Consider the following 12,595-nt stretch of genomic DNA (forward strand, 5'->3'; position numbering starts at 1 on the left):
ATAGAGATGTTTAAAAAGGAGAATCGAGATGAGACTGTTTGAACTGTTGCTTGTGTTGTCCAACATCGGCTTGTTAGCATGTACAGTCGTATTCAAAAAAGGACGGCGTAGAATTCCGGTATTCGTTGCAAGCGGGATCGCCATGCTTGTACTGGTCATGCATTGGACGGTGGAAGGATACAGAGTTCAGCTGGCTTTCCCTTATGGCATAACGATCCTGTTTTTAGCCCTATCAGGTTATAGCTATTTTAAGAAAACCGGCCTCCCCAAAATCCCGCGATTCCTGTTGGGTTTAGCTTATACCGCAATAGCCGTCATGCTGGTCGTAACCGCGGGTGTCATGTATGCATTTCCTGTGTTTAAACTACCTGAACCGACAGGCGAATTTAAGGTAGGAACGCAGACTTTTCATTTCGTGGATCCGAATAAGGAAGAGATCTTCGGCGAAACCAAAGACGGGAAGCGAGAATTGATGGTTCAGGTATGGTACCCGGCTCAAGCCGGCACCGGCAAGTACGCTCCCATGATTCCCGATACCCCGATTTTACGTTATATGGCCGCGGACTATGGCCTCCCCGGTTTTACTTTTCAACACCTGAAGTACGTATCCAGTCATTCTTATTCGGGGGCCGAAGTCAATTCGGCACAGACTTCATACCCGCTGATCCTTGCGAATCCCGGCAACGGCTCTTCCAGGTTCCTCCACACGTCGCAAGCCGAAAATCTCGCGAGTCATGGCTATATCGTGGCCGTGATCGACCACACCTACAATACGTTTGCAACCAAGTTTCCGGACGGGCGAATCACGATCAGCACCACCGACGACGTATTCTCGCCCAGCGATGATTACCCGACGAGTAGAGGAAATCGCGACAAGTTGGGAAAAATTCTAACCGACGACGTGGCGTTTGCGCTGGACCAATTCGAGCTTCTCCAATCGGGGCAGATTCCAAGCGATCTAAAAGGGAGGATGGATCTCGGTCATGTCGGGGTGTTCGGTCATTCCATCGGGGGAGCGACGGCCTATGACGCTGCTTACGATCCGCGAATCGCGGTTGGAATCGACCTGGATGGAGGGCTTTATCGACTGCGTGACAGAGAGGGGCTGCGAAAACCATTCTTGTTCATCAACTCGGAAAGCTATTCCGAACAATTAAAAAGGGTGATGGATAACCGGGTCTACACGGATGAAGAGCTTAACCGTAAGGGTTCAACAAGAGAGTGGGAGGATCAAGTAGCGGAAGATAAAAAGTTGGAACTTGAACGGATGCGCGAAGCGGTCGACGAAGGGGGACAAGTCCTTTATATCGAGCATACGGAGCATTTGAATTTTACCGACGTTCAGTACATTTCTCCGATCTTCAACCTGCTTGGCGTTACAGGAACGATAGCGCCCGAAAGAGCGAGCTCCGTTGTTAATGCCTATATGCTGGATTTCTTCGATCTGTATCTGAAAAATCAAGGCGGAAGCTTAATGACAGGACCGGATAGCCGCTTTCCGGAGGCGAAGTTCGTAAACTCGTTACAATAACATCCGCTATTTCAGAATCGTCTAGGAGCAGTTTGCCGACGAGGCAGCTGCTCTTTGCTCGTTGAGGTGGAAAGACAAGGAGAAATGGATTGAATTATATAACATCAAGGTGCATAATTATACAAATACAATGAGGTGAGGAGGAACCGAAATAGATGAATTTAAGCTGTGAATCACTAGACATAAAAGAATATTTAACCCAGACAGACGAGATCGATTATAATCACCCGTTGATTGCGGAATTGATTTCCAAGCTGGTAGCATCATCGCAGAACCAAGAAGATTTAATTAAACGATCCTATGAATTTGTCCGTGATGAAATTCATCATTCCTGGGATATCCAAAGTTCTAGAATTACTTGTTCCGCTTCGGAAACATTGGTTTATAAGGAAGGTATTTGCTATGCAAAAGCTAATCTTTTGTGTGCAATATTACGAGGTGCAGGCATACCGTCTGGCTTCTGTTATCAGCGATTGACGGTAGGGGACACTCCAGATACGGGTTATTGTATTCATGCTTTAAACGCTGTTTATATACAGAAGTTAGATGCATGGATCCGCTTGGACGCACGAGGCAATAAACCTGGAATCCACGCAGAGTTTTCATTGCATGAAGAAAAACTTGCCTTTCCGATCCGCAAAGATTATGACGAGGCGGATTATCTGACCATTTATAGCATTCCGAATGCTAGGACGACCCAAGCTTTAAAACAGAACATCGACTGTATAAAAATGTATTTGCATGGTCTGCCTGATCAGTTGTGATTACTCCATTCCCCGAGAAACTTGAATCAAGACACAGCGGCAGCCGGCCAGTCGATCGGCTGCCTTCTTCATTGGGCTAAGTGCAGGATACCGTGGTGACGAGATAAGCCTATGGGGTTTAGGTTACGGCATGTTTTGGATGTTTGCGGCCATGCAGTAGGTCATCTAGAAGGGCAGGACACTGGGGAAATATGTTAATATTGGATTGTGATGCTTATGCCTATTCTGAAAGGAGATTCATTGAACATGCTAAGTGCTCAACAGGTGCTAACAAGTTATTTTCAAGCATTAGGAAGCAAGCAGATTGATAGCGTGATCGAATTGATTCATGATGAAGCGAAATTTATTATTCTAAAAAAAGAGCCCTCCGATAAAGTCCCTTTATACGGTACATTTTATGGTAAAGAAGGTGTTAGAAAATATTTAAACCTCTTAGAGGAAACAGAACAAATAGAGCGGTTTACTCTACATAAACTCATCGGTAATCAGGAAGCGGCGTGTGCATGGGGGGAATTCCGAATCAAGGTCAACGTAACCGGAAAAGTATTCGATAGTGATTGGGCAATGGTTTGCGAAGTAGATCAAGGGAAGATAAAGTTTTTTCAAATCTTCGAAGATACGGCCGCGCTCGAAAAAGCGTTTAATTCATAAAAACGTTGCTTATCTGAAAGATAGATACGCAATCGTAGATGTGAGGGTGATTCGTTTGAAGCAAGGAATCATTGTGTTGATGAACGGAACTTCAAGTTCAGGGAAGACTAGTATATCTAGGGAACTGATGAATCAGAAAGAGATTCTTTTTCACCATTTATCAGTAGATGATTTTATCAAGGATTTTTTTAACAATAAATTTTCAGATATTGAACCGGCAAGGGAATTAGATGAGCAAGTGATCGCACGAATAATGTTCGATCCTTTATTATCATTGTACTATTCGACAATTAAATTGTTTTCGGAAATGGGTTTGAATGTAATCGTAGATACTGTAATCGAGAATGACAAGTGGTTCAACGAGTGTCATGATCTATTTTTCGATCAGCCTACTTTATTTATAGGGGTACTATGCTCGAAAGAAGAACTCAATAGAAGAGAGCAAGCAAGAGGAGATAGACACATTGGACTTGCAGCTTCACAGTTTAGCAAAGTATATGGCAATGGTGAATATGACCTCGAAGTAAATACGGAAGAGATGAATCCGATAGAATGTGCCGAAAAGATATTGAGTTTTATAAAGTCCAACAAGGAATACGAAGGATTTAAGAAATTAAGTAAAAGAAATGTTAGTGTTTCTTAGAAGCGCTAAAGGGACGTGGGTTGAATAAAGCCACATCGGCAGCCAGCCTTCAGAGGAGGTTTGTCATTGTTAGAAATTGAAAGGGTGAAAGAGAGACTTAGCCAATTAGATGAATCAGAAGCAAGAAGTCTGCTGCTAATCATCTACGCCAGGCTCGATACGGCAATACATGGCATTGGAACTGGCGGAGACCCCGTCATGAAGGAAACGGTGATGGATATATTCGATATTTACAAAAGGTTACCGAGCAAGAAATGACCGAGAGGTAACGAAGCTATCGGCGAACAATAGCTCGATACGACTTAGATGAAGCTGCCGCGGCGATCGGCAGCTTCATTGCGTTAACGGGCAGCATGGACTAGCTCTTGTTATTATGCTCGAGTTAATGGTAATATTTTACGGGAACGTGTGTTTGTTTTTTGTGTTCTCCAACGAATAGGGGGAATAGGCGTGGTTGAACTCATTGAAGAAGAGCCATTTTCGGTTACGCTCGCTATCCATCATTATGGGCACGCGGCTCCCATTTGTTTCGTTAAGGAGCCGATGTGGATATGATCCAATTGACGAACCGCCAGGCACGGCAATTTCTGCTAATGAAGCACGGGTTGTTGGGCGAATATCGTTTTACCGGAAAGCAGGGCATATTGGATTTTGCGCGGCAGGTCGGCTGCATTCAATACGATCCCATCGATGTTTGCGGAAAAAACGCCGAACTGGTGCTGCAGTCGCGAATCAAAGGATTTACCAAGGACATGCTCGCCGAGTTGCTGTATCAAGATAGAATCCTTGTCGATTATCCCGACAAGAATTTGGCCATTATCCCTGTCGAGGACTGGCCGTATTTTGAACGGTATAGGGAGGCCGCGAGGCAGCATGCCAAGCGCTATCCCGAAATGGAAGCGTTGATCGAACAAGTACGAGCTCACATCCAAAATCACGGTGTGCTAAGTTCGGATGATCTTAAATTGGATGGAAATTTCGCGTGGCAATCGGCCATCCACTGGAGCGGCGGCAACAATGCATCCCGGTCGGTGCTGGAGCAGATGTACTCGACAGGCGAGTTGATTATCCATCACAAAAAAGGAACGCGTAAATATTATGATATCGCCGAGAAGTACATACAGCCCAATCTGCTGAATGCGCCGGAGCCCCTGGAGAGCGAGCTGGAGCATCACAAGTGGCGGGTACTGCGTCGAATCGGCGCGGTTGGCCTTTTATGGAATCGCGCATCCGATGCCTGGCTGAACATATGGGGATTGAAAGCGGAGCAGCGCAACGAGGTTTTCCGCCAACTGTTGCACGAGGCTCGCATAGTTGCTGTTGCCGTGGAACAAATGAAGGATATTCTTTATTGCCGCGCGGAGGACTTGCCGCTGATCGAAGCCGTTCTGCAAAACCCCGCGCCGAAATGGCGTTGCGAGCTGATTGCTCCGCTCGATAATTTCCTATGGGACCGAAAACTGATCAATGAATTGTTTGGATTCGATTACACCTGGGAGATTTACACGCCTGCAATCAAACGGAAATTCGGCTATTATGTGTTGCCTCTCCTATACGGAGAAAGCTTCATCGGACGAGCCGAGGTAATCGCGGAGCGTAAAGCCGGGACGCTCGTTGTTAAGAACGTCTGGTACGAGAACGACATAAAGCCGACAAAGCAATTGCGAACAGCGTTGCACAATTGCTTCGAGAATTTTGCATTATTCAACGGATGCGAGACGATTTCGATAGCGTCGATGAACGGATAGTTCCAGCTCGGTTTTGAGCGCGGGTTTCGGATCATTGTGGGGCTGGGCATACTCTCGCTATTGATTTTCTCATTCGGACCCGCTCGATTTATTGGGTTTGTCGGAATAATGCCTTTATGGACGGGGGGGTACACGGTTCTGCTTCATGAATAAATTGTTAGGCCGTATTTCGTGTAAGCTAACTGACAACGCGGTGAGCCGTATCACAGAGAAGCTTGGTCATTGAACGATCTGGAGACGATAGTAGCAAAATACAGATTTGCTGCCAAAGCGAAGGATTCGGTTAAGTTGATCATAAGAATGACGCGCAGCTGTCTTTTTGCTTCTAGCATAAAAGTTGGATTTAAAATTCCGCTAGTCCAAATATGCCTCAGGATAGAGGTGCCGATGTAGCCTTGGACGATTGCGCCGCTGTACCATTTGCCGGTCGGAACGTCTTGGAAAGGCGATTTGCCATTCGTCTTATGTAGCACCATGCACGAGACGAAGCAGCATCATCGCGAATTCTGCGCGCGCCAGCGCTTTTTTGGCGCCAGAATGCTGCTTTGCGCGCTCACCCCTTGAATCAATCCGTGCCAAAGCGCATTCGACATTCCGTCCGTCGCCCAATCGGCTACCTGCGCCCGATCCTGAAAGGAAGCTCGCTCAGGTGCGGATACGGTTAAATAATACAGCCGTTTGGCTGCCGCAGGCACGGTGCCGTTTCGGTATCCGGTCATGGTTACGACATGAACGCCGGGGGCCAGACCGTTCCAGGCGGTTACCCCTTTGGCATCGGTTACTTTCTTCTTGCCGTCGATGGTCACCGTTATGCCGGAAGCGAGTAATCCGCCTATCGCCGGATTCGACTTCCTAACCGTCAGCTTGAATGGCGTATGGGCGGATGGTCGTCCACTAACAGTCTGCCCGTTATATATCCATTCCTTTTCAATTTGATCTATCAGCTCGGTTTTATCGTTGCCGTAGTAGAGCAGCAGCGTGCCGCCCTCCTCGATATAGAGCCGGCCGGCCGCGTTTTCTTCGCACATCCAACTGCCGAATCGGCCATAGACGGCGGACCGCCAGCTACCTTGGCCTCCATATTGCCCGGCTTTAATTCCGGCAATCGAGGTCATGACCTGCTGACCTGAAGAATCTGTCTTCGTCTCATAGGCGATACCTGCATGTTTCAAATAGTGAATCGCGCCGTCGATGATGATCCATAACCGATTCCCCGCCGATGCGTACGAACTCTGACTGCTGGGGAGATAGAGCGATTAACGCCAATGCGTTCGATGTAACACTGCCTTTCTTGCTGCCTTTATCAGGCCAACTGCCAGTAGATAGCTGCTCCGATTGGATGCGAGAGAGCAACCTGTCCGAGTACCACGCCGTTCTGGCGAAAGGCGAAAACCATTGGTAGAGCGTGGACACGACATAGGCGGATACAAGCCCTGTCATCCCTTCTTCGGTCATGGCCGGGTGATTCATCGCCTTCGTATACAGATCGATGCCGGCGATATCGTTAATGCTGCTTCCGCCTGCCGCGGCGTAGGCAATCGTTGTACGCGTCAGATCGGTCAGCTTGTCGAATTCGCCGCGGTTGTGAAGGATCAGGTCTGCTTTCGCTTCCTTAAACCCATCCGGCAAAGCGTGTCCATTCTTCGCAAAACCAACGGCTGCCCAATCCGGGAATGGCTTCTGATTATACAAGAGCCGCTCCGCTTGTTTTAAGGCTAATTCCATATCCGCAGGAAATGATGGCGAAGCGGTGGCGCTCCTCTTCGCTGCCGGAACCACGACTTGAGCGGGCTCCCCGTCAGTCGCCGCTACAAGAGAACCGCTTTGCGGAAGAAACAGGCTAATGGCCAACAAGGCACTTAACCCTATTGCAGCCAGCTTGTCCGATTTGAATCGGGTCATTCGCTACCTCCCCTTTTTGAACACGTGTGCTCTGTCCTACTAACGCGCTTCTGGAAGAATTTGTCGCATAGTACGACGTGGCCCCAACGGGATCAATCGCTTAGTGTGCGAATATACTATTAAAGCCGTAAAGCGGGTAAGTAGAAGGGGCTCGTTACGCGCTCTCGAACAGCTTTAGGGCAATTTGCCTGTGTAACTGTTCCTTTTGTCATTGTAGTCGCTGGCTTAATTAGTATTGATGGCAGCCTTGAACGGAACTTGAACAATGACAAGATATTTATGGAGAATGATTAAACTATCTTGCCCTCTGCATGAAGGTAGACTTGCATAAATATTAAAATATGTCATCACAATTGAAAGAGTGTGGGGTTTCGTGATAAAACGCTATCCCTATCATAAACCCATTTTTCTAAAAATAGTTTTTAGTCTAGCCGATGCCAAGCTATTAGTCCATGCTTAATAAAAACGACTCACGTACACTGAACCATCTTATAGGGAGGTGTCGTTGTTGAGTTGTCCCGATATAAAAAAACGGTGTAAACAGAAAACCATAATTGTGTGTCATCCAAAAGGAAAAAAAAAGAAGCGTCGTGTTCGGGTTATTAAGAAGATCATTTATAAAAAGTGTCCTCCCCCTAAAGGACGGCAATTACTTCGAGGACTTGCGGGAGCAATTGCAGAAGCCGGACCTCAGGGACTTGCTGGAGCACTTGGACCCCAAGGGCTAACTGGGCTTGTGGGAGCAATTGGCGCACTTGGGCCGGAAGGACTTGCGGGAGCGCTTGGGCCCCAAGGAGCTGCAGGGCTTGTAGGAGCGATTGGCGCACTTGGACCCGAAGGACTTGCAGGAGCGCTTGGACCTCAAGGAGCAGCGGGGCTTGTAGGAGCGATTGGCGCACTTGGGCCTCAAGGGATCGCAGGGGCACTTGGGCCTCAAGGACTAGCGGGACTTGTAGGAGCGATTGGCGCACTTGGACCTCAAGGAATCGCAGGAGCGCTTGGACCTCAAGGGGCAGCGGGACTTCTAGGAGCGATTGGGGCACTTGGACCCCAAGGAATTGCAGGAGCGCTTGGACCTCAAGGAATCGCAGGACTTGCAGGAGCAATTGGCGCGACCGGACTGACGGGACCTGCTGGACCAGCTGGAGCAGTGGGACCAGCTGGACCGGCAGGACCTGCAGGGCCAGCAGGCGGAATTTTAGGCTTTGCAGATTTTTTTGCTTTGATGCCTCCTGATAATGCAGCAACTGTTGCGCCCAACACGGACGTAAGTTTTCCGCAAGATGGTCTAATTAGCGGGACGGCAATTACCCGTATAACTGCGAGCTCATTTAATTTGGCTGTAATTGGCGTCTATCAGGTTTTGTTTCAGGTAAATGTAAACGAAGCGGGGCAATTGATATTAACGCTAAATGGCGCTGACCTAGCCTATACGGTGGTCGGGCGTGCAACAGGAACTTCTCAAATAGTAGGAATGGCGCTTGTGCAAACAACGGCCATCAATTCAATACTCACGGTTCGAAATCCTGCTGGTAATTCCACGGCGCTCACCATCACTCCATTAGCTGGAGGAACACGGTCAGATTCCGCACACCTTGTTATTATGCAGATCGCATAGAGGAGGATATTTACAATATCTATCGATTGAAATGGCAAAATTCAATAGAAGTCACCTTCGATCACAAAGAGAGTGGTTTAATGGCAACAGACCTAACTGAACGGGAACCTCATTTGCGGTAGTTTAATCCAACCAGGGAGAAGATCGCCACGGCGCTGCTCCCTTTTTTCAACGCCGCCAGGGATTACGCAATACAGCCCAACGTATACGGCTCGGTCGTCGACGAGGTGCAAGCATTATCATTCCGAACGCGACATTATCGCGCTCCAATTCGGCTGCTGCGACCGCTACTATCCATGCTACGAATGCCATTTGGAAGCAGCGGATCATCCGCCGAAGCCATGGCCGAGGTCGCGCACGAAAGAGGATTGGCGTATAGGGAGTAGCGGTTTTGTTCGAAGTTTGACGCTTTCCCCGATTTCGGACATCATCCGGACCTGGACTTTCCTGCAGGAGGAATTCGACCCCGATGAACTAGAGGCGGAGGAGATCGATCACGAAATAAAGCCCTGCCTTTGGAATTCGAAGTGGATTCCAATCGCAAGCAATGGCGGCGGAGACTATCTCTGTATCGATACCGACCCGTCTGATGCCGGCGTCGTTGGACAAGTGTTTTATTAGCCGATCAGGATGATCGGCTTTTTATGTTGAGCGAACGGCAACTTTGTTCGAAAAAAGTTTATTCTCGTACTGAACCTTTTTCCCCGAGAGAGCGAATTAAGGGTTGTAACACGTCAGGGAGGGGCCCCCCATGAATGATAAAGAGTTAGTTCCGTGGCTTGAAAAAGCAACGCTGGGCGACGAGTCGGCCTTTCAGCTTGTCTATGAGGCGACGCGCCAAGACGTCTATCGGACGGTTGCTTTTCTCGTCTACAACAAACAGGACATCGAGGATATCGTGAATGAAATTTATATGCGCATGTGGCGGTCGTTCCACGCGTACGACCCAAACCGGCCGTTCCGGTATTGGCTGCACGTGATCATTGTACGGCAGGTCCAGGATTGGAAAAGAAAGGCTTGGCGGCGAATTCGCCTTTTTGAACGGAACCGCCAGATGGCTTGGGAACCGTTCGAGCGGACGGACAAAGCTGTCCTGAAGTCCGAAATGCAGCATGACTTGTTGAGCCTTGTCCGCCAGTTATCGTACAAACTTCGCGTGGTCGTCATCCTGCGCTATTTTCACGACTATGCGCTGGAAGAAATCGCAGACATGCTGCAGATCCCCGTTGGCACCGTGAAATCCAGGCATCATGCGGCACTGAAAGAACTCCGGAAACGTTCCGAAATGACGGGAGGAGACGTGTATGTCCATTGAGAAGGAATTGCGCGAAGAGCTGCGTCAGGCAGCAGATTCGATGCACTGCCCACCCGAATTGCATGGACGCGTCCGACAGTCCTATCAGCGCTATGTAAAAGAAAAGAGAGGTCGATCTCCCATGAAAAAACGCATCCTGGCCGGCATTGCCGCTGCAGCAATCCTAATTCCGTCCGCCGCTTTTGGCGCATCCTATCTGGCCGATGACATATTCGGATCTTCTGCGACCATTAAACAGCACGGTGGTACAGACGAAGATTACCGAGAAATAGAAGAGTTTCTTCAAGCGGCAAAAGGCAAGCTAACGGAAGACGAATTTAAGGAATATACGGAGCTGAGCAAACAGTTGATGAAATTAAAGCTGAAGATCACCGATGTGAACGGGGTCGTGCATGAGGATAAGTTGACCGAAGAAGAGCGGCAGCAGTTCGAGCAGCTCGCCTCGAGATTAGCCCCGTACTTCGAGAAGATTAACGGAACCGTCAAACCGTAAGCCAATGAAGCAGGGACCCATCCGATCTGGAGCGGGTCCCTTTTTCTCGAAATACAAGAATTGATATGTTTCACCGCATATCAGTCATCTCGTATTTCACTATCGCTGAATGCTGCATTCACAATCCTCGGATTGTGAACGCAAACTAATCCGCTTTTCCGGAACGAAACGCGCGTCGCCGCTAAAAGACGGCGCCAGCGGTTTCGCCTTGAGCTGAGGTAGTACCCAGCGTAAGGTTAAGATTTAGGCGGCACAAATTCGTGTTCATATATCGCTTGAATGCGATCCAGAACGTTCAGCGCTTGGTCTTTGAATTTTAAGTCCGTAACCTGACCCTTCAGCAAGAACACGCCGGTCTTCGCGCGGTGTTCCCCGAGAGCACCTTCATACAGCTTGTTGGCGCCGTGAGTCGGCGGCGAGAAAAAGAGCTTCATTAGGACTGCCACCAGGAGGGGGAGTCCGGATTGTTTCCCTCTGCGCAGAGTATTGTTGCCACCGGGGTCGACGCTTCGGATCATGATGCCTTCCTTGGCAAGCTGCGACGCGATGGCCTGCGTCCAAAGCGAGAGAGCCAGCTTCGAGGTGGCGTAAGGACCAATCAACTTGCGGAAGGACTTGGGACGTTCCAAAATGTCGATCGTAAACTCTTTCGTAAATTTAAACGCGGATGACGAGGTATTGACCACCGTTTTTAAGTGCCCCATTTTTAGAAGTGCCGTCAACTCGGTCAGAATAATATACGGAACGACCGTTAACAGCTCATAATGCATCTCGCGTCCTTGTTTCGAGTAGCTCAGCTTGGGGAAGGAACCTCCGGCGTTATTGAACAATATATCAATCCGCTGCTCCTTGCTTTTGATCGCTTCCAAAGTCCGTCTCAAGCTGGCATAATCGGAGAGATCATCGGTTTTATAAATTCGCAGCGATCCACGCTTGACCGCATCATGGATGCTCCTATCGTCCGCCGGAAAGTCCGAGCGGTTCAAAGCAATGACCTGCCAGTCCTCCGCCAGCAATTTCCGGGTTAATTCCAATCCGATCCCGGCGCTTGCGCCTGTAATGAATGCGATATGTTCACGCGGATACTTGTTCATTGTGCCTCTCCTCCTGATAACCCAATAATGGCCTTGGTAGAGCACATGCTACAACTTGAAGTCGACTCCAAGTCAAGGCGCAAGATCAGCGTTTCCCTCAAAAAGAGAAGAGACTTGACTTGAAGTCAGCTCCAAGATATATAATGCTAAAAACAATCTGCGGAGGGAACAAGATGAAGGAAGCGCAATCCTTTACGATCAAACAAACCGCCGATCAAACCGGCATTACGGAGGATACCATCCGTTATTACGAGAAGATCGCGCTGCTGCCTCGTGCAGAGCGGAAGGACAACGGGCACCGCGTCTACCGGCGGGAGGACGTCGATACGATCAAGCTGATTGCATGCCTCAAAAAAACAGGGATGCCGCTAGAGGAAATGCGGCCTTTTTTGGCGGTCTCCGCCGATGCCGATCCCGCTGAATATCCCGAGCTGGTGGAACGCTTAAGGAGCCATCGGAGTACGATCGTCAGCCAAATCGCCTCGCTGCAGCAGGTTGTCGATTTTATCGACATGAAGTTAGAGGATGGGAGATATCGACAGGACTGCTCGGATGAAGGTCTAGACGGCTTGTCGGAGAATGGGAGGGGCGAACCGAAGCCAAAGCTTGCCTCACCGGTCGAGATGAGCTATTTTACCGGAACGTCCAAAGCGGGCAAGTAGCCACATACGCAAATCAATCTGTATATTGGCAAATGGGCCCAACTGATGTGGCTGGAGCGGTGATTTACTTGGTCTCTCCTGCTTCTGATCTGGTAACGGGCACATTGCTGCTAGTAGATGGCGGTTGGACAGCGCAATAACAATCGTAGGATGTATATATGATCATAAGCACTC

13 protein-coding genes and 3 pseudogenes are annotated in these 12,595 nt (G+C 48.9%); 13 read left to right on the plus strand and 3 right to left on the minus strand.

Features of this window, described 5'->3' with window-relative positions; genetic code table 11:
* The first annotated feature begins 28 nt into the window (after window positions 1–28).
* From BCM02_RS19720 to BCM02_RS19745, 6 genes are all read left to right on the plus strand, one after another.
* Window positions 29–1,531, plus strand: coding sequence for an alpha/beta hydrolase family protein (locus BCM02_RS19720; protein WP_148930834.1), 1,503 nt, complete (start codon window positions 29–31; stop codon window positions 1,529–1,531).
* Between the two features lie 155 nt (window positions 1,532–1,686).
* Window positions 1,687–2,295, plus strand: a complete 609-nt coding sequence (locus tag BCM02_RS19725; RefSeq protein WP_148930835.1) for a transglutaminase-like domain-containing protein — start codon at window positions 1,687–1,689, stop codon at window positions 2,293–2,295.
* A 246-nt stretch (window positions 2,296–2,541) separates the two neighbouring features.
* Window positions 2,542–2,946, plus strand: coding sequence for a nuclear transport factor 2 family protein (locus tag BCM02_RS19730; protein WP_148930836.1), 405 nt, complete (start codon window positions 2,542–2,544; stop codon window positions 2,944–2,946).
* Window positions 2,947–3,001: 55 nt separating this feature from the next.
* Entirely contained in the window at window positions 3,002–3,589 is a 588-nt protein-coding gene (locus BCM02_RS19735; protein WP_148930837.1) for a chloramphenicol phosphotransferase CPT family protein, read from the plus strand.
* Window positions 3,590–3,655: 66 nt separating this feature from the next.
* Window positions 3,656–3,847: a hypothetical protein gene (locus BCM02_RS19740; RefSeq protein WP_148930838.1), complete on the plus strand. Its 192-nt coding sequence runs from the start codon at window positions 3,656–3,658 to the stop codon at window positions 3,845–3,847.
* A 293-nt stretch (window positions 3,848–4,140) separates the two neighbouring features.
* Window positions 4,141–5,337: a winged helix-turn-helix domain-containing protein gene (locus BCM02_RS19745; RefSeq protein WP_148930839.1), complete on the plus strand. Its 1,197-nt coding sequence runs from the start codon at window positions 4,141–4,143 to the stop codon at window positions 5,335–5,337.
* Between the two features lie 494 nt (window positions 5,338–5,831).
* Here the strand turns inward: BCM02_RS19745 and BCM02_RS19755 are convergent, their stop codons facing one another.
* Together BCM02_RS19755 and BCM02_RS19760 are read right to left on the minus strand one after the other, a co-directional pair.
* Entirely contained in the window at window positions 5,832–6,509 is a 678-nt protein-coding gene (locus BCM02_RS19755) for a hypothetical protein (RefSeq protein WP_148930840.1), read from the minus strand.
* On the minus strand, window positions 6,484–7,239 hold the full coding sequence (locus tag BCM02_RS19760; RefSeq protein ID WP_148930841.1) for a hypothetical protein: 756 nt from the start codon (window positions 7,237–7,239) through the stop codon (window positions 6,484–6,486). Before BCM02_RS19760 ends, BCM02_RS19755 begins: the two co-directional genes overlap by 26 nt.
* A 1,150-nt stretch (window positions 7,240–8,389) precedes the next feature.
* On the opposite strand from BCM02_RS19760, the gene BCM02_RS36025 reads away from it, so the two are divergent.
* The 5 genes and pseudogenes from BCM02_RS36025 to BCM02_RS19780 all read left to right on the plus strand — a co-directional run bounded on the left by BCM02_RS36025 (window position 8,390) and on the right by BCM02_RS19780 (window position 10,665).
* A complete protein-coding gene (locus BCM02_RS36025) occupies window positions 8,390–8,857 on the plus strand; it encodes a hypothetical protein (protein ID WP_246183460.1) in 468 nt (155 codons plus the stop codon).
* A gap of 183 nt (window positions 8,858–9,040) precedes the next feature.
* Window positions 9,041–9,202 (plus strand): annotated as a pseudogene (locus BCM02_RS36640) (CHY zinc finger protein); the annotation flags it as partial.
* A 39-nt stretch (window positions 9,203–9,241) separates the two neighbouring features.
* Window positions 9,242–9,475 (plus strand): annotated as a pseudogene (locus BCM02_RS19770) (SMI1/KNR4 family protein); the annotation flags it as partial.
* A 133-nt stretch (window positions 9,476–9,608) separates the two neighbouring features.
* Window positions 9,609–10,172, plus strand: coding sequence for a sigma-70 family RNA polymerase sigma factor (locus tag BCM02_RS19775; protein WP_148930843.1), 564 nt, complete (start codon window positions 9,609–9,611; stop codon window positions 10,170–10,172).
* A complete protein-coding gene (locus BCM02_RS19780; RefSeq protein WP_148930844.1) occupies window positions 10,162–10,665 on the plus strand; it encodes a DUF3600 domain-containing protein in 504 nt (167 codons plus the stop codon). The genes BCM02_RS19775 and BCM02_RS19780 overlap by 11 nt, the downstream gene beginning before the upstream one ends.
* A gap of 236 nt (window positions 10,666–10,901) precedes the next feature.
* On the opposite strand, the gene BCM02_RS19785 is transcribed toward BCM02_RS19780, so the two are convergent.
* Window positions 10,902–11,759 (minus strand): SDR family NAD(P)-dependent oxidoreductase, encoded by an 858-nt coding sequence (locus BCM02_RS19785; RefSeq protein ID WP_148930845.1) that lies wholly within the window; start codon window positions 11,757–11,759, stop codon window positions 10,902–10,904.
* 173 nt (window positions 11,760–11,932) lie between these two features.
* Here BCM02_RS19785 and BCM02_RS19790 point away from each other — a divergent pair, with 173 nt between their 5' ends.
* Together BCM02_RS19790 and BCM02_RS19795 are read left to right on the plus strand one after the other, a co-directional pair.
* Window positions 11,933–12,421, plus strand: coding sequence for a MerR family transcriptional regulator (locus BCM02_RS19790; protein ID WP_148930846.1), 489 nt, complete (start codon window positions 11,933–11,935; stop codon window positions 12,419–12,421).
* A 14-nt stretch (window positions 12,422–12,435) separates the two neighbouring features.
* A pseudogene (locus BCM02_RS19795) lies at window positions 12,436–12,561 on the plus strand (SDR family oxidoreductase); the annotation flags it as partial.
* Between the last annotated feature and the right edge of the window lie 34 nt (window positions 12,562–12,595).

The sequence above is a fragment of the Paenibacillus methanolicus genome, from assembly GCF_008124765.1.
Classification (GTDB): Bacteria; Bacillota; Bacilli; order Paenibacillales; family Paenibacillaceae; genus Paenibacillus_Z; species Paenibacillus_Z methanolicus.